Origin of the sequence: Curtobacterium sp. BH-2-1-1 (assembly GCF_001806325.1) — a bacterium.
Taxonomy (GTDB): Bacteria; Actinomycetota; Actinomycetes; order Actinomycetales; family Microbacteriaceae; genus Curtobacterium.
In genome coordinates this window covers 1940565-1957761 of the sequence record NZ_CP017580.1, presented here as the reverse complement: position 1 = coordinate 1957761, position 17197 = coordinate 1940565, and the positions used below count along the sequence as shown (strand labels likewise).

The following is a 17197-nucleotide window of genomic DNA, read 5'->3' as shown; positions in this document are numbered from 1 at the left end:
GTCGCGCTGGGCCCGGTCCAGGAGTGCGTGGATCCGCCTCACGGGGTCCCTCCGGTGTTCGTCCCGTAGACCACGTTGAAGAGGTACAGGGTGTTCTGGATGTGGGTGTTCCCGGACAGGCCGGCCGTCGACGAGCCGAGCTCGAGGTTCACGCGCACGGCACGGACGTTCCCGAGCTGCGTCGCGGCGAGCGTGCCGTCCGACTGCGTCGGGACGATCGTGCCGTTGGCCCCGAGGTACTCGAACAGCGGGTCGCCGTCGACCGTGGGGGACGCGACTGGTCCACCCACGACGACGCTGCGCGTCGGGGTCTGCGTGGTCGCGGGGAACGTCCAGAAGCCGTTGTTGGCGGTGCCGTCCCACTGGTCCAGGACGATCCGCTTCGCAGCGTTGACCGAGTACCGGATCTGGACGGGCTTGTCGGTGCTGTTGCCGTCCAGGTTGATGTAGGCGTAGAAGGTCGTCCGCGTCGGCGCGGCTTCCGTCAGCGCCGCGGCGTAGCTGCCGTCCGCCTTCGGCAACAGGCTCGCCGCGTGGACGTACCGGGTCAGCGAGTTCATCACGATCGACGCCGACCGTGCGTTCTGGTCGGACGTCGTGTTCGTCGAACCGGCCCGGAGCGTGGCGGTGAAGAAGCCGCCGACGGCGACGAGGATGACCATCGCCACGCTCACCGCGACCAGCAGCTCGGAGAGCGTGACGCCCGACTGGTCGGCGTGCAGCCGACGGAGGGCCCCGGTCACGACGTCTGCCCTCGTGGGTCGAGCGTGAGCGTGTTGTCGTAGCTGATGACCACGAGCGCGCTCTTCTGGTTCACGCGGCCGCTCGTGACCGCGTTCACGTTGGAGGCGTTCGAGGCGATCTCGTTCTTGGTCGTCGCGCCGAAGGACGTCCCCGAGTAGAGGGTCCAGGTCCCGAAGGGCAGGGCGATCGTCGCCGTGTCCGCTGACGAGAGCGGGAACTTCATCGTCATGCCGGCGGAGCACCCCGGGTCACCGGCAGCGGGGTTCGAGGACGACACCGCGGTCACGTAGCGGCTCTTGACCCCCTTCACCGTCGCGACGCCCATCATCACGGACGCCGAGGACGGCACCCCCGGTGACGTCTCGATCGTCCCCGGTGCCGAGCCGACTGCCCCCGAGGGATTCGGTGTCGACCATGCCGACGGGTTCGGGCTGAGACAGCTCGAGGACGACGCCGAGCTGTTCGAGTACGGACCCGCGTAGACGGTGTAGCCCGAGGTGAACGGGAACACCGGCAGGCTCGGCGTCGAGGCGGACGTGACGGCGAGCGAGGTGCTGGTGACGTCCCACGGCTTGACCGTGTCGAGGCCGCCGACCGTCGAGGAGAGCACCGTCACCATGTTCGTGGGGAGCGTCGCGTTGTAGCCCTTCGCGTACTGCAGCGTCAGCTGGCTCGCGCGGTCGTACACGAACGGCACCGGTGAGCTCGCACCGGCGGAGACGGTGATCGGCGACTGGGAGGACGGCTGCGCCTGGTTCGTGTCGATCCCACCGGTGGTGTTCTCGGTGACCGTGTAGTCGCCCGGTGCCACGTTGACCGCGTAGGAGCAGCCCTGTGCGTCGGTCGGCTGGACCGCCGTGGTGAGCGCGGAGCCACCGCCGCCGGAGACCGGCGTGACCGTGATGCCGACGCCCGCGTACGGGGCGCCGGCCGCCGTCGCGACCGAGATGATCAGCGTGCCGTACCCGGGGTCGGTCACGGCGTCGCTCGGCGCGATGGCGGAGGTCACCGAGGTGGAGCTCATCCCGCCGCTGCGCGGGCTGGGCCAGCTCACGGTTTCGACGATGCTCTTGTAGGCCAGCTTGCCGGTCGACGACCCGCACGCGCCGGTCGCACCGTCGCTCTGCACCCACGAGACTGCTCGGTCGATCTTGTACTCGACGTTGCCGACCGTCTTCGTGTTGTCGGCCCCCGCCTTGCTGATCACCTTGAAGATCCCCGCGGTCGACGCCGCGGCGGTCTGCCGGAGGGTGTCGATGTCCTGCGACGCCAGCGCCACCGCGGTCTCTCGGCCACGGGTCGTCTGGGTGAGCTGCAGGGTGTTCGCGATGCCGTAGGCGATGCCCACCGACATCACCGCGAACACCATCATCGCGACCATGACCTCGATGATCGAGAAGCCGGCCTCGGCGTCGCGCTCGTCGCGCGGGCTGAGGGCGTTCCGCAGTCGTTGGATCATGGTCACCTCCTGGTCGGTGTTCGGGTGAGCGAAAGGGCGGTCCGTCCGACGACGGACCGCCCTTCACGCGATCAACTGGATCAGCAGGACCCGGTGGCTGCAGACGTCTTGTCCGTGATGTTGAACGGGTTCTTCGTCGCGCCGGTGCCGTTGATGCAGAAGCCAGCGGTCGTTCCCGAGCCGGTGGTCTTGTAGACCAGGTTGTTGTCCGTGCTCTGCGTCCAGCCGTACTGACCGAGCGTCGACGAGTTGAAGTCGGTCGTGGCCGGCAGGGCGCCGTTCTTGTCGGTCTGGTACGCGATCACCGCGGTCTTCGCGTTGGCGAGGTCCGACTTCACCGAGGCGTCCTTCGCGTTGTTCTGCACGTTGAGGTACACCGGGATGGCGATCGCGGCGAGGATGCCGATGATGATCACGACGACGAGGAGCTCGATGAGCGTGAAGCCCTTCTCGTCCTCTTCGAGGAGTCCCTTGCGGCGAGCCTCGAGCTTGCCCATGAGAGCGAAGTACATGGTGTTTCCATTCTTTCGGGAATGCGATGGGAAGATTGTTCGGGGCGTGCTCGCCGCCGCTGACAAGAGTATTCAGGGCCAATTCGGGGCGGAATCCCGAGAACGGGGGGCAAGTGGGGAGCGAAATACCCCCACTCCCGGGGGCAGTGGGGGTAATTCCTCCCCCGCACGAGGGGTAGCGGAAAGTCGCTCCTACTTGACGAGCGACGTGATCTGGAAGATCGGCAGGTAGAGAGCCACGATCATCCCGCCGACCACCACGCCCAGGAACGCGATGAGCAACGGCTCGATGAGGGCAGTCAGGGACTCTGTGGTCGCCTCGACCTCGGCGTCGTAGAAGATCGCGATCTTCTCGAGCATGACCTCGAGCGAACCCGCGTCCTCACCGACCGCCATCATCTGCGAGACCATGCTCGGGAATACTTTCTCGTTCGCGAGCGGCGCGGATATCGACTCGCCTTTCCGAACGCTTTCCGCAACCCGTTCGAGTGCTTTCTGCACGACGAAATTGTTCGAGACTTCACCGACGATCTGTAATGCCTGCAGAATGGGGACGCCAGCCCCGATCATGTTCGAGAAATTGCGTGCGAACCGCGCGATGACGATCTTCTTCGTCAGCGGGCCGAACACCGGCAGACGCATCATCAGCGGGTCACGGACGGCGCGGAAGCGATCGGTGTTCTTGTTGGCGCGGAACCAGAGCCACCCGACGACGACCGCGACGGCCAGCACGGGTCCGAGCCACCGCATCGCGTGGGACATCGTCACGAGGATCTGCGTCGGCACCGGCAGCTGCCCGCCGAGGCTCGAGAACATGTCCTGGAAGATCGGCACGATGAAGATGAGCATGATGACGACCGCGAGCAGCGACATCACCAGCACGACGACCGGGTAGGTCATCGCCGACTTGATGGTCGACCGGAGCTTGTGCTCCTTCTCGAAGTTCGTCGCGATGGAGTCCATCGCCTGGTCGAGGAAGCCGCCGGTCTCACCCGCCCGGATCATGTTGATCATGATCGGGGGGAAGTCGACCGGGTACTTCGCCACGGCGTCGGAGAAGGAGACACCGCGCTCGACGTCGTCCCGGACCTTGCCGAGGATCACCTTGAGCTTCTTGTTCTCCGTCTGGTCGGCGAGGATCGACAGCGCGCGGAGCAGGGAGAGCCCCGACGTCAGCATGGTCGACGCCTGACGCGACATGATCGCCAGGTCCTTGAGCCCCACACCCTTCTCGAACCCCGGGATCTTGATCTCGGTCTGCAACCCGGTGCCGGGCTTCGCCTCGGTGATGGCGATCGGCGAGACGCCCATGCCCCGCAGACGCTGGACGACCGCTCCTTCGGAGGACGCGTCGAGCCGTCCCTTGACGAGCTTCCCGGCGCCGTCGCGCCCCCGGTAGTCGTAGGCGAGCGACATCAGTGGCCTCCTGAGTACTTGTCGCCGAAGTCGATCTCGGACGCGGCGATCGCGGCGGCCGAAGAGTCGGACGGGGACTCGACGCGCTGCACGAGGCGGTCGAAGCCCTCGTGGTCGTGCACCTTCTCCATCGCGGCAGCCCGCGTTACGGTGCCGACGTTGACGAGCTCGGCGAGGTCCTGGTCCATCGTGTGCATCCCCATGTCACGTCCGGCCTGCATGGCGGAGGTGATCTGGTACGTCTTGCCCTCGCGCACGAGGTTCCCGATGGCCGGGGTGGTCCTCATGATCTCGGTGGCGACGACCCGGCCGGCACCGTTCGCCTTCGGCACGAGCGTCTGGCAGACGACACCCTCGAGCGTCGAGGCGAGCTGCGTCCGGATCTGCCCCTGCTGGTGCGGCGGGAAGACGTCGATGACGCGGTCGATCGTGCCGGGAGCGCTCTGCGTGTGCAGGGTGGCGAACACGAGGTGGCCGGTCTCGGCCGCGGTGAGGGCGACGGAGATCGTCTCGAGGTCGCGGAGCTCGCCGATCAGGATGACGTCCGGGTCCTGGCGCAGCACGTGCTTCAGGGCGGCGGCGAACGAGTGCGTGTCGGCCCCGACCTCGCGCTGGTTGATGATCGCCTTCTTGTGGTCGTGCATGAACTCGATCGGGTCCTCGACCGTCACGATGTGGTCGGCCCGGGTCTCGTTGACGAGGTCGATGAGCGCGGCGAGCGTGGTCGACTTGCCGGAACCGGTCGGCCCGGTCACGAGCACGAGTCCGCGCGGCAGCTTGGCGAACTCTCCCACGTGCTCGGGGATGCCGAGCTGCTTGAGGGTCTTGATCTTGGTCGGGATGATGCGGAAGGCCGCGCCCCAGTTCCCGCGCTGCTGGTAGTAGTTCACGCGGAAGCGGTACTCGGGCGACAGCGAGTACGCGAAGTCGAGTTCCTGCTCGTGGTCGAACTGCCCGGCCTGCTCCACCGAGAGCAGGGTCTTGAGGGCGGCGATCACCTTGTTCCGCGCCCACGGCCCACCGGGGACCGCCGGCCGCAGGGATCCGTCGACGCGCACGGTCGGGGCCGCGTCCGCGGTGAGGTGGAGGTCCGACGCACCCTGGTAGACGACCTGGGCGAGCGCGGTGATGAGGTCGGGGTCGGCGACCTCACGCGCGTGGCGGGTGAAGTTGATCTCGTCGTGGCCGGCGGGCGCGGGCACGTGGGTGGCCGCGACGTGGGCGACGGTCGGGAGGATCGTGGTCGGTTCCGCAGGCACGACCGGCAGGTGCTGGGTCACCGCGTCGGCGTAGCCGTAGGACGCGGTCGACGGCGGGACGGCTGCGGACGGCGTCGCGGGGCGGGCGTGCGGCTGCGCGACCGGCACGGCGACGGGGTCGCCGGACGGCGCCGGCCAGGACCCGCTCGGGACGTTCGCGGAGGGCGCGGCAGCACCGGGGACGGGCGCAGCCGGAGCCGGCCAGGCGGTGTCACCCGACAGGTCGTAGACCGGCGCGGCCGAGGCGGGGGCGATCTGCGCCTCCACGGCCGGCGACGTCGGCTGCTGCGCCGCTGCGGCCGCGCGCCGGGCGGCGCGGCGACCACCGACCTCGTGGCCGGGACGGCCCGGGTGCCACCCCGCGACCGGCTCGTCGCCGGGCACGGAGATGTCGTAGACGGAATCGGTCATCGTTCCACTCCCACGCCTACGCGACCACGCGCAGGATCTCGTCGATGCTCGTCATGCCGAGCTTGACCTTCTCCCACCCGTCCTGGCGGAGGGTGAGCATGCCCTGCTGCTGGGCGACGCGGCCGATCTCGGCGCTCGAGGCACGCGAGACGGCGAGACGCTCGATCTCCTCGGTCACGGTCATGACCTCGTGCAGGGCGATGCGGCCGCGGTACCCGGTGTTCGAGCAGACGGCGCAGCCGACCGGGCCGAAGAACTCCGGCACGGCGGCGTCCTCGGTGCCCACGAAGCCGAGCGCCACGAGCTGCGCCGGCGTGTACTGCGCCGGGGCCTTGCAGCGGTCGCAGAGCCGTCGTGCCAGACGCTGGGCGACCACGGAGTCGAGTGCGGACCCGACGAGGAACGGCTCGATGTCCATCTCCGTCAGTCGCGTGACGGCCGACGGGGCGTCGTTCGTGTGCAGCGTGGACAGCACGAGGTGGCCGGTGAGCGAGGCTTCGATCGCGATCTGCGCGGTCTCGTGGTCTCGGATCTCGCCGAGGAGCACGACGTCGGGGTCGGACCGGAGGATCGACCGCAGGGCCGACGCGAACGTGAGTCCGGCCTTCGGGTTGACCTGCACCTGGTTGATGCCGGCCATCCGGTACTCGACCGGGTCCTCGACGGTGATGACGTTGATCTCGGGACGGGCGACCGCGTTGAGGGTCGTGTAGAGCGTCGTCGACTTGCCGGACCCGGTGGGACCGGTGACGAGGATCATGCCGTACGGCTTCGAGTAGGAGCGCTGGTACGCCTGGAAGTTCTGCTCGAGCAGGTTGAGGTCCTTGAGGGACATCGACGTGTTCGTGTTGTCGAGGATCCGCATGACGACCTTCTCGCCCCACACGGTGGGGAGCGTCGCGACGCGGAGGTCGATCTGCCGGCCACCGTGGCGCACCGACATGCGGCCGTCCTGCGGCTTCCGACGCTCGGCGATGTCGATGTCGCTCATGATCTTGAGCCGGCTGATGACGCCGTTCTGGATGTTCTTCGGCGCCGGGGCCATCTCGTGCAGCACGCCGTCGATGCGGTAGCGCACCCGGACCTCGTGCTCGCCGGGCTCGATGTGGATGTCGGACGCGTGGTCCTGGATGGCCTGGGACACGAGCAGGTTGACGAACCGGACGATCGGGACGTCGTCGAGCGCGCCGTCGGTGAGGTCGACCTGCTGCTGGGTCTGCGCCGATGCCTCTTCCTCGAGCGAGGAGGTCAGGTCGTTCAGCTCGTCGTCGGCACGCAGGTAGCGGTCGAGTGCTGCGGCGAGGTCGCGCTCGTCGACCTGCAGCGGCTTCACGGGGCGTCCGGAGGCGGTCCGGGCGTCGTCGATCGCCAGCACGTTCGTCGGGTTCACCATCGCGAGGACGAGGACGTCGCCCTCGAACCCGACGCCGAGCACGCCGTGCCGACGGCACAGGGCCGCCGGGAGCATCGACACCGCGGTGCCGTCGACCGGGTAGTCCGTGAGCGGGACGGTCTTGGAGTTGTTCGACGCAGCGCGCGCGGTGATGTACTGCGCCTCGCTGACGAGGCCCTGGTCGACGAGCGAGCGGATCGAACGGTCGTCGATCTCCTCGTCGCCGGTCATCGAGTCGAGGTGCTCGATCGGCAGGGCTCCGTTGAGGATGAGGATCTCGGACAGCGTGGCCATGAGCTGCGGAGCCTCCTTCGGGTCGCGCGCGGTTCGTGGGGACGAGCGCCGCAGGGGTTCGACGCCCGACCACGCTACGTCCGCACGGAACGGCCACCGCAGTCCCACAACGAGGGGGCGAGGGGGTGTTCGGTGGCCCCAGTGCAGGGGTACCCGCGGGTATCGACACCGCCGACGGCGTGCGCGCCGAGGGCCGCGACGACCCCCGTCAGAGGGTCGTCGACGCGGTGACGTGCACCGGCCCCGGGACGAACCCGAGCCGCTCGTAGATGCGTCCGGCGCCGGTCGGGTTCTCGGCGTCGACGTGCAGGACCGCGGCGGACAGCCCCTCGGCACGCATCCCCTGCAGCGCGGCGTCGAGGACGATCGGCGCGAGTCCCGTCCCACGTGCCGCCCGCACGACACCGACCCAGTGCACGTACCCGAACGACCGGCCGCGAGCGGCGAAGCCGTCCGGGTCCACCTCGACGAGCGCGAACGCCACGATCCTGCCCGCGGGGTCGACGACGACGCGGCCGAGATCGAGCCGGGCCGTCGCCGCGGTGAGGAACCCGCGCCAGTCGGACTCGACCATCGGTTGCGATCCCCAGTGGTCGCGGAAGGCGTCGTTCTTCGCGATCCGCAGCGGCTCGATGTCGTCGGGCGTCGTCGCACGCACGCTGTACCCGTCCGGCAACTGCGGGATCGCGGGCCGGGTGCGCTCGTCGAGCACCGCCCGCATGTCCACCCAGTGCCGGACCGGCTCGAACTCGAAGTGGGCCGCCAGACGTAGCGGACCGGTCCCCTGCGCGGCGCCGACCTCGATCGTCGCCGGGAGGTCGAGGTCGAGCGCGGCGAGTCGCTGCCGCGCGCGCCCGATGAGCCACGCGAGCACACGACGGCCGATGCCCCGGCCGCGCAGCGCGGGGTGGACCGCCCCCTCGAGCACCACCCGAGCAGCGGTGACGCGAGAGGGGACGTCGATGACGATGCCGTACGCCTGCACATGCCCCTCAGCATCGACGCCGACGAGGGTGTCCCGAGCGAGGTCGAGCCCTTCGGTGGAGAACGTCCGCTCCAGGCTCGCTGTGGAGGGACGAGCGTGTGGGTCGTCCACCGCGGCAGCCGCCACGGCGAGGGCGTGCACGGCCGCCAGGTCGTCCCGGGTCGCCGCCCGGAAGGGCAGCCCGGCGATCGGGGCCGGGAGCTCGAGGTGGGCCGGGGCGGTGATCCGTTCGCGCAGCGTTGCCATCCGACCAGCCTGCCAGCGGTCACGGGCGCGGCAGCGGAAAGTGCTCGACGCGCAGCCCTGCTCCGGGACATGATGAGTCATGGACATCACGAGCGTGACCGTGGGGCTGCCCGTCACCGACATCGAGGCGTCCTGCCTCTGGTACGGCGCCGTGTTCGAACGTGCCGAACCGGACCTCGAGCCCGACGAGGGCATCGCCGAGTACGAGGTCGGCGGCATCTGGATCCAGCTCTACGAGGACGCCGACGCCGAGGAGAACCCCGTGAGCGTCCGCTTCGGCGTCGACGACGTCGCCGCCCAGCACGCACGTATCGGCGCACTCGGGATCGACATCGGCCCGGTCGAGTGCGTCGACGGAGCAGTCGACTGGTTCGACGTCCGCGATCCCGACGGCAACGTCCTGAGCCTGTTCTCCCTGGTCGACGAGACCGGCCGGGGCACCGGACGCGACAACGGGGCGGACCGCGCGGTCTGAGCCGTCACGCCAGCGCCTGACGGACTGGAGGCGCGGTGCGGGCCTGCACCGCGCCTCCAGTCCGTCAGCGGCGTTGCGCGAGCACGACCGCGTTCAGGACCCACGATCGCGGTCGGCTCCGGACCACACCACTTCGAAACGCCCACCGGATCGAACACGGTCACCCCTCGGACACGAAGAACAGCACCGCAGCGACGACGACCAGCACGAGGTCGACCAGGAACACCGCGGGCGCGAGCCGACTCTTCTCGTGGATCGTCCCCGCGGTCGTCGCGGAACCCAGCGACATCGCACCGAAGAGCAGCGCGGGCCCGTGGACCAGGACCGCGATGACGGAGGCGCAGCCGACGACGACGGAGAGCGTCGCGAGCGAACGGGCTGACGTGACGCGAAGTCGGGCGGAACGATGCATCGCACCCCTTCACGAACGCCGATCGTTGTCTTTCATGTCACAATATCAGCGAACGCACAGTGGGGTGTGCCAACGGGAACGGCCCCCGCATCCGAGGATGCGGGGGCCGTTCCGGTGGAGCTCAGGCTCAGTTGTAGGTGCCCGGCGTGAAGTCGTCCGACGAGAAGCTGTCGAAGTCGACGAAGCTCAGGTCGGCGTCCGAGAACGACGAGTCGTCCGCGAAGATGCGGTTCGGGTACCGCTCCGCCTTCGCTTCTTCCGTCGCGTTCACGTCCACGTCGCGGTACCGGCTGAGACCCGTCCCGGCGGGGATGAGCTTACCGATGATGACGTTCTCCTTGAGGCCGACGAGGTGGTCCTGCTTGCCCTCCATGGCCGCCTGCGTGAGCACGCGGGTGGTCTCCTGGAAGGACGCGGCGGACAGCCACGACTCGGTCGCGAGGGACGCCTTCGTGATGCCCATAACCTCCTGGCGAGCGGAAGCGGTCTTGCGACCCTCCTGCAGCGCCGCACGGTTGAGCTCGTTGTACCGCGAACGGTCCACGAGCTCGCCCGGGAGCAGGTCGGTGTCGCCGTGGTCGACGACGGTGACCTTGCGGAGCATCTGGCGCACGATGACCTCGATGTGCTTGTCGTGGATCGGCACGCCCTGCGAGCCGTACACGTCCTGCACACCGTTGACGAGGTGCTTCTGGACCTCACGGACACCCTTGACGCGGAGGACTTCCTTCGGGTCGACGGTGCCGGCGATGAACTGCTCGCCGAGCTCGACGTGCTGGCCGTCCTCGATGAGGAGCGTCGCACGCTTCAGCACCGGGTAGATGAACGGCTCGTCACCGTTGTCCGGCGTGAGGATGATGCGACGACCCTTGTCGGTGTCCTCGATCGTGGCGCGGCCGGGGGCCTCGGCGATCGGGGACGCGCCCTTGGGGGTACGCGCCTCGAAGAGCTCCGTGACACGCGGCAGACCCTGGGTGATGTCGTCGGCCGAGGCCGAACCACCCGTGTGGAAGGTACGCATCGTCAGCTGGGTACCGGGCTCACCGATGGACTGGGCGGCGATGATGCCGACCGCCTCGCCGATGTCGACGAGGTTGCCCGTGGCGAGCGAACGGCCGTAGCACTTCGCGCAGACACCGACGCTCGACTCGCAGGTCAGGACCGAGCGCACCTTGATGCTCTCGACACCGGCCGCGAGCAGCTTGTCGATGAGGACGTCACCGACGTCCTCGCCAGCCTCGGCGACGACCGTGCCCTTCGCGTCCACGGCCGGGGTGGCCAGGGTGCGGGAGTACACGGTGTTCTCGACGCGCGGGTCGCGCACGAGCTTGCCGTCGGCGCCCACGGTCGCGATCGGGAGCTCGAGGCCCCGGGTCGTGCCGCAGTCGTCCTCGCGGATGATGACGTCCTGCGAGACGTCCACGAGACGACGGGTGAGGTACCCGGAGTCCGCGGTACGGAGCGCGGTGTCGGCAAGACCCTTGCGAGCACCGTGCGTGGCGATGAAGTACTCCGCCACGGTCAGGCCCTCGCGGTACGAGTTGATGATCGGGCGGGCGATGATCTCGCCCTTCGGGTTGTTCACCAGACCACGCATACCGGCGATGTTGCGGACCTGGAGCCAGTTACCACGAGCACCGGACGACACCATGCGGTTGATGGTGTTGTCGACCGGGAAGTTGTCGCGCATCTCCTGCGCGATCTCGTTCGTGGCCTCGGTCCAGATCTTGATCAGGTCGGCGCGACGCTCGGCGTCGGTGATCAGACCCTTGTCGAACTCGCCCTGCACCTTGGCGGCCTGGACCTCGTAGCCCGCGATGATCTCCTTCTTGCGAGGAGGCGTCACGACGTCGGAGAGCGCCACGGTCACACCGGAGCGCGTGCCCCAGTAGAAGCCCGCGTCCTTGATCCGGTCCAGCGCGGCGGCCGTCTCGGTCTTGGAGTAACGCTCGGCGAGGTCGTTGACGATCGCGGAGAGCACGCCCTTGTCGGTGACCTTCTGGACGAACGGGTAGTTCGCCGGGAGGGTCTCGTTGAAGAGCGCACGGCCCAGGGTCGTCTCGAGCAGCACGGTGTCGCCCTGCTCGTAGCCCTCGGGTGCTTCACCCTCGGCGAAGTGGACGTCCGCCATGCGGATCTTCACGAGCGCGTTGAGGTGCAGCGTGCCCTGGTCCTTCGCGAGGATGGCCTCGGCGACGGAGGAGAACGCACGGCCTTCACCCACGGCGCCCTCGCGGACGGTCGTGAGGTGGTGCAGACCGATGATCATGTCCTGTGCGGGCAGGGTCACCGGACGGCCGTCGGACGGCTTCAGGATGTTGTTCGAGGCGAGCATCAGGATGCGGGCCTCGGCCTGGGCCTCGACCGACAGCGGCAGGTGCACGGCCATCTGGTCACCGTCGAAGTCCGCGTTGAACGCAGCACACACGAGCGGGTGGAGCTGGATGGCCTTGCCCTCGACGAGCTGCGGCTCGAACGCCTGGATGCCCAGACGGTGCAGCGTCGGCGCACGGTTCAGCAGCACGGGGCGCTCGCGGATGATCTCCTCGAGCACGTCCCACACCTGCGGACGCGAACGCTCGACCATGCGCTTGGCCGACTTGATGTTCTGCGCGTGCGACAGGTCGATCAGGCGCTTGATCACGAACGGCTTGAAGAGCTCGAGCGCCATCTGCTTGGGCAGACCGCACTGGTGCAGCTTCAGCTGCGGGCCGACGATGATGACCGAACGGCCCGAGTAGTCGACGCGCTTGCCGAGCAGGTTCTGGCGGAAACGACCCTGCTTTCCCTTGAGCATGTCGCTCAGGGACTTCAGGGCGCGGTTGCCGGTACCCGTGACCGGACGACCACGACGACCGTTGTCGAACAGCGCGTCGACCGCTTCCTGCAGCATGCGCTTCTCGTTGTTCACGATGATCTCGGGGGCACCGAGGTCGAGCAGGCGGCGGAGACGGTTGTTGCGGTTGATCACACGACGGTAGAGGTCGTTGAGGTCACTCGTGGCGAAGCGGCCACCGTCGAGCTGCACCATCGGGCGCAGCTCCGGCGGGATGACCGGCACGACGTCGAGCACCATCGCGGCCGGCGAGTTGCCGGTGGCGAGGAAGGAGCTGACGACGCGCAGACGCTTGATCGCGCGGATCTTCTTCTGGCCCTTGCCCTCGGCGATCTGCAGGCGCAGTGCCTCGGCCTCGGCGGCCAGGTCGAACGCCTCGAGCCGCAGCTTGATCGCCTCGGCGCCCATGTAGGCGTCGAAGTAGATCCCGAAGCGGTCCTGGAGCTCGTGGAACACGGCGTCCTCGGGCTTGAGGTCGCCCACCTTGAGGTTGCGGAAGTCCTCCCACACGCGCTCGAGGCGGGTGATGTCCTCGTCGAACGACTTGCGGACCTGGGACATCTCCTTCTCGGCGGTGTCCTTGGTGCGGCGCTTGACGTCGGCCTTGGCGCCCTCTTCCTCGAGCGCTGCGAGGTCGTCCTCGAGCTTCTTGAGGCGGTCGGCGATGATCGAGTCGCGCTGCCCCTCGAGGTTCTTGATCTCGAGGCGCATCTCGTTCTCGAGACCCGGCATGTCCGCGTGACGGCCCTCTTCATCGATGTCGATGATCATGTACGCCGCGAAGTAGATGACCTTCTCGAGGTCCTTCGGCGCCATGTCGAGGAGGTAACCGAGGCGCGACGGGACGCCCTTGAAGTACCAGATGTGCGTGACGGGCGCGGCGAGCTCGATGTGGCCCATGCGCTCACGGCGGACCGAGGACTTGGTGACCTCGACGCCGCAGCGCTCGCAGACGATGCCCTTGAACCGGACACGCTTGTACTTGCCGCAGGCGCACTCCCAATCGCGGGACGGACCGAAGATCTGCTCGCCGAACAGACCGTCCTTCTCGGGCTTGAGGGTGCGGTAGTTGATGGTCTCCGGCTTCTTGACCTCGCCGTACGACCACTGGCGGATGTCCTCGGCCGTGGCGAGACCGATCCGCAGTGCGTCAAATGAAGTTGCTTCGAGCAATGTTCTTCTCTCTAGCTGGATTCGTTACGAGTACGGGCGGGATCAGATGTCGTCGACGGACGACGACTCGAACCGCGAGGAGATGTTGATGCCGAGCTCTTCAGCGGCACGGAAGACCTCGTCGTCCGTGTCGCGGAGGCTGACCGCCTGGCCGTCGGCCGAGAGGACCTCGACGTTCAGGCAGAGCGACTGCATCTCCTTCATGAGGACCTTGAACGACTCCGGGATACCCGGCTCCTGGATGTTCTCGCCCTTGACGATCGCCTCGTAGACCTTCACGCGGCCGAGGATGTCGTCGGACTTGATCGTCAGGAGCTCCTGGAGGGCGTAGGCGGCGCCGTATGCCTCGAGCGCCCACACCTCCATCTCGCCGAAGCGCTGTCCACCGAACTGCGCCTTACCACCCAGCGGCTGCTGCGTGATCATCGAGTACGGACCGGTCGAACGGGCGTGGATCTTGTCGTCGACCAGGTGGTGCAGCTTGAGGATGTACATGTAGCCGACCGACACGGGCTCCGGGAACGGCTCGCCGGAGCGGCCGTCGAAGAGCTGCGCCTTGCCGGACGAACCGATCAGGCGCTCGCCGTCGCGGTTCGGGAGGGTCGAGTCGAGGAGACCCTCGATCTCGCGCTCGTAGGCACCGTCGAACACCGGGGTGGCGACCTTCGTGCCGGGCTCCGCGCTGCGGGCTGCCTCGGGGAGGGCAGAAGCCCACTCCTGGATGCCCTCGACGTTCCAGCCCTGCTTCGCGAGCCACCCGAGGTGGATCTCGAGGACCTGGCCGAAGTTCATGCGGCCGGGGACGCCGAGCGGGTTGAGCACGATGTCGACGGGGGTGCCGTCGGCGAGGAACGGCATGTCCTCGACCGGGAGGATGGTCGAGATGACGCCCTTGTTGCCGTGACGACCGGCGAGCTTGTCGCCCGCGGTGATCTTGCGCTTCTGGGCGATGTACACGACCACGCGCTGGTTGACGCCCGAGCCGAGCTCGTCGTCGCCGTCCTGCGAGTCGAACACCTTGACGCCGATGATCGTGCCCTCTTCACCGTGGGGCACCTTGAGCGAGGTGTCGCGGACTTCGCGCGACTTCTCGTTGAAGATGGCGCGGAGGAGGCGCTCTTCGGCGCTGAGCTCGGTCTCGCCCTTCGGCGTGACCTTGCCGACCAGGATGTCGCCGGGGCGGACCTCGGCACCGATGCGGATGATGCCGCGCTCGTCGAGGTCGGCCAGGAGGTCCGGGCTGACGTTCGGGAGGTCGCGGGTGATCTCTTCCTTGCCGAGCTTCGTGTCGCGGGCGTCGACCTCGTACTCCTCGATGTGGATCGAGGAGAGGGTGTCGTCCTTCACGAGGTTCTGCGACAGGATCATCGCGTCCTCGTAGTTGTAGCCCTCCCACGGCATGAACGCGACGAGGAGGTTCTTGCCGAGCGCGAGCTCGCCGTTCTCCGTCGCGGGGCCGTCGGCGATGACCTCGCCCTGCTCCACACGCTCACCGGCCGAGACGACCACGCGGTGGTTGTAGCTCGTGCCCTGGTTCGAGCGGTCGAACTTGCGCAGGTAGTAGGTCTGCGTGCCGCCCTCGTCGAGCTGCAGGGTCACGGCGTCGGCCGAGACCTCGGAGACGACACCGGCCTTGTCGGCGGTGACGACGTCGCCGGCGTCGATGGCGGTGTAGCCCTCCATCCCGGTGCCGACGAGCGGCGACTCGGAGCGGAGCAGCGGGACTGCCTGACGCTGCATGTTCGCACCCATGAGGGCGCGGTTCGCGTCGTCGTGCTCGAGGAACGGGATGAGCGACGTCGCGACCGACACCATCTGGCGCGGGGAGACGTCCATGTAGTCGACCTCGTCCTTGCCGACGAGCTCGACCTCGCCGCCCTTCTTCCGGACGAGCACCTTGTCGTCCTGGAAGTGGAAGGAGTCGGTGAGCGGGGCGTTCGCCTGCGCGACGACGAAGTCGTCCTCTTCCGAGGCCGTGAGGTAGTCGATGGTCGTGGTGACCTGACCGTTCACGACGCGGCGGTACGGCGTCTCGATGAAGCCGAAGGAGTTGATCCGACCGAACGAAGCGAGCGAGCCGATCAGGCCGATGTTCGGGCCTTCCGGGGTCTCGATCGGGCACATGCGGCCGTAGTGCGACGGGTGGACGTCACGGACCTCGACGCCGGCACGCTCACGGGACAGACCACCCGGGCCGAGGGCCGAGAGGCGACGCTTGTGCGTCAGGCCCGCGAGCGGGTTGTTCTGGTCCATGAACTGCGACAGCTGGGACGTCCCGAAGAACTCCTTGATCGCGGCGACGACGGGGCGCACGTTGATCAGGGTCTGCGGGGTGATCGCCTCGATGTCCTGCGTGGTCATGCGCTCGCGGACGACGCGCTCCATGCGGGACAGACCCGTGCGGACCTGGTTCTGGATGAGCTCGCCGACGGCGCGGATGCGACGGTTGCCGAAGTGGTCGATGTCGTCCACGTCGAGGCGCAGCTGCACCGGCTCGCCGTCACGGACACCGTCGAGCGTGGTCTTCTCGGCGTGCAGCGAGACCAGGTACTTGATCGTGCGGACGATGTCCTGCACGGTCAGGACCGAGTCGCTGAGCGGCGCGTCGATGCCGAGCTTGCGGTTGACCTTGTAGCGACCGACCTTCGCGAGGTCGTAGCGCTTCGGGTTGAAGTAGAAGTTGTCGAGGAGCGCACGCGCGGCCTCGGCGGCGACCTGCTCGCCCGGACGCAGCTTGCGGTAGATGTCCTTGAGCGCCTCTTCCTTGGTGAGGATGGCGTCCTTCTCGAGGGTCGACTCGATCGAGGCGAAGCCCTGGAACTCGTCCATGATCTCTTCGCTCGTCATGCCGAGCGCCTTGAGGAACACGGTGACCGACTGCTTGCGCTTGCGGTCGATGCGCACGCCCACCTGGTCGCGCTTGTCGATCTCGAACTCGAGCCAGGCACCACGCGACGGGATCACGCGGGCGGAGTAGATGTCCTTGTCGGAGGTCTTCTCCTGCTGACGCTCGAAGTACACGCCCGGCGAGCGGACGAGCTGCGAGACCACGACACGCTCGGTGCCGTTGATGATGAACGTGCCGCGCTCGGTCATGAGCGGGAAGTCGCCCATGAAGACGGTCTGCGTCTTGATCTCACCGGTCATGTGGTTCATGAACTCGGCGTTGACGTAGAGCGGGGCGGCGTAGGTCTTGCCACGCTCCTTGCACTCGTCGATCGAGTACTTCGGGTCCTCGAGCTCGGGCGACGTGAAGCCGAGCTGCATGGTCTCGCCGAGGTCCTCGATCGGGGAGATCTCCTCGAAGATCTCCTCGAGCCCGGAGTGCAGTGCGAGGTCGGTGCGACCCTGCTCCTGTCCTTCGGCGAGGCGGGCCTTCCAGACGTCGTTGCCGACGAGCCAGTCGAAGCTCTCCGTCTGGAGTGCGAGCAGATCAGGAACCGTGAGGGTGTCCGTGATCTTGGCGAACGAGAGTCGCGAGTGGTTGCGACCGTTCTTGGGGTTGGTGGATGCGTTGGGCGCAGCAGCCAAGGGTTTGACCTCCGGTAGGCCCCGTCGGGCCGGTACTGACGAGCAGCACGT

At 67.8% G+C, this 17197-nt stretch carries 11 protein-coding genes; 1 reads left to right on the top strand and 10 read right to left on the bottom strand.

Annotation, left to right across the window (positions count from 1 at the left end):
* Window positions 1-38: 38 nt before the first annotated feature.
* From BJK06_RS09305 to BJK06_RS09275, 7 genes are all read right to left on the bottom strand, one after another.
* The gene (locus BJK06_RS09305) at window positions 39-743 is read right to left on the bottom strand and encodes a type II secretion system protein J (RefSeq protein WP_070417670.1); all 705 of its coding nucleotides are present in this window, start codon (window positions 741-743) and stop codon (window positions 39-41) included.
* The gene (locus BJK06_RS09300) at window positions 740-2203 is read right to left on the bottom strand and encodes a prepilin-type N-terminal cleavage/methylation domain-containing protein (protein ID WP_156794821.1); all 1464 of its coding nucleotides are present in this window, start codon (window positions 2201-2203) and stop codon (window positions 740-742) included. Before BJK06_RS09300 ends, BJK06_RS09305 begins: the two co-directional genes overlap by 4 nt.
* 80 nt (window positions 2204-2283) lie before the next feature.
* On the bottom strand, window positions 2284-2715 hold the full coding sequence (locus tag BJK06_RS19115) for a type II secretion system protein (RefSeq protein ID WP_070417668.1): 432 nt from the start codon (window positions 2713-2715) through the stop codon (window positions 2284-2286).
* Between the two features lie 192 nt (window positions 2716-2907).
* Window positions 2908-4131, bottom strand: coding sequence for a type II secretion system F family protein (locus BJK06_RS09290; protein ID WP_083295163.1), 1224 nt, complete (start codon window positions 4129-4131; stop codon window positions 2908-2910).
* On the bottom strand, window positions 4131-5801 hold the full coding sequence (locus BJK06_RS18240) for a PilT/PilU family type 4a pilus ATPase (RefSeq protein WP_083295162.1): 1671 nt from the start codon (window positions 5799-5801) through the stop codon (window positions 4131-4133). Before BJK06_RS18240 ends, BJK06_RS09290 begins: the two co-directional genes overlap by 1 nt.
* A 16-nt stretch (window positions 5802-5817) precedes the next feature.
* Window positions 5818-7488 (bottom strand): GspE/PulE family protein, encoded by a 1671-nt coding sequence (locus BJK06_RS09280; RefSeq protein WP_070417667.1) that lies wholly within the window; start codon window positions 7486-7488, stop codon window positions 5818-5820.
* 208 nt (window positions 7489-7696) lie between these two features.
* Window positions 7697-8719, bottom strand: a complete 1023-nt coding sequence (locus BJK06_RS09275) for a GNAT family N-acetyltransferase (protein ID WP_070417666.1) — start codon at window positions 8717-8719, stop codon at window positions 7697-7699.
* A 79-nt stretch (window positions 8720-8798) separates the two neighbouring features.
* On the opposite strand from BJK06_RS09275, the gene BJK06_RS18580 reads away from it, so the two are divergent.
* The gene (locus BJK06_RS18580) at window positions 8799-9194 is read left to right on the top strand and encodes a VOC family protein (protein WP_070417665.1); all 396 of its coding nucleotides are present in this window, start codon (window positions 8799-8801) and stop codon (window positions 9192-9194) included.
* A 160-nt stretch (window positions 9195-9354) separates the two neighbouring features.
* Here BJK06_RS18580 and BJK06_RS09265 read toward each other — a convergent pair whose 3' ends face one another.
* The 3 genes from BJK06_RS09265 to rpoB form a co-directional block, all read right to left on the bottom strand.
* Entirely contained in the window at window positions 9355-9606 is a 252-nt protein-coding gene (locus BJK06_RS09265) for a hypothetical protein (protein WP_070417664.1), read from the bottom strand.
* A 127-nt stretch (window positions 9607-9733) separates the two neighbouring features.
* A complete protein-coding gene (gene rpoC, locus BJK06_RS09260) occupies window positions 9734-13615 on the bottom strand; it encodes a DNA-directed RNA polymerase subunit beta' (protein ID WP_070417663.1) in 3882 nt (1293 codons plus the stop codon).
* Window positions 13616-13657: 42 nt separating this feature from the next.
* Window positions 13658-17146, bottom strand: coding sequence for a DNA-directed RNA polymerase subunit beta (rpoB, locus tag BJK06_RS09255; RefSeq protein WP_070417662.1), 3489 nt, complete (start codon window positions 17144-17146; stop codon window positions 13658-13660).
* Between the last annotated feature and the right edge of the window lie 51 nt (window positions 17147-17197).

What these genes read in the sequence shown, in the direction of transcription:
- BJK06_RS09300 (WP_156794821.1), bottom strand. Translation starts at nt 2,203, where the DNA reads ATGATCCAACGACTGCGGAACGCCCTCAGCCCGCGCGACGAGCGCGAC.
- BJK06_RS19115 (WP_070417668.1), bottom strand. Translation starts at nt 2,715, where the DNA reads ATGTACTTCGCTCTCATGGGCAAGCTCGAGGCTCGCCGCAAGGGACTC.
- BJK06_RS09290 (WP_083295163.1), bottom strand. Translation starts at nt 4,131, where the DNA reads ATGTCGCTCGCCTACGACTACCGGGGGCGCGACGGCGCCGGGAAGCTC.
- BJK06_RS18240 (WP_083295162.1), bottom strand. Translation starts at nt 5,801, where the DNA reads ATGACCGATTCCGTCTACGACATCTCCGTGCCCGGCGACGAGCCGGTC.
- BJK06_RS09280 (WP_070417667.1), bottom strand. Translation starts at nt 7,488, where the DNA reads ATGGCCACGCTGTCCGAGATCCTCATCCTCAACGGAGCCCTGCCGATC.
- BJK06_RS09275 (WP_070417666.1), bottom strand. Translation starts at nt 8,719, where the DNA reads ATGGCAACGCTGCGCGAACGGATCACCGCCCCGGCCCACCTCGAGCTC.
- BJK06_RS18580 (WP_070417665.1), top strand. Translation starts at nt 8,799, where the DNA reads ATGGACATCACGAGCGTGACCGTGGGGCTGCCCGTCACCGACATCGAG.
- BJK06_RS09265 (WP_070417664.1), bottom strand. Translation starts at nt 9,606, where the DNA reads ATGCATCGTTCCGCCCGACTTCGCGTCACGTCAGCCCGTTCGCTCGCG.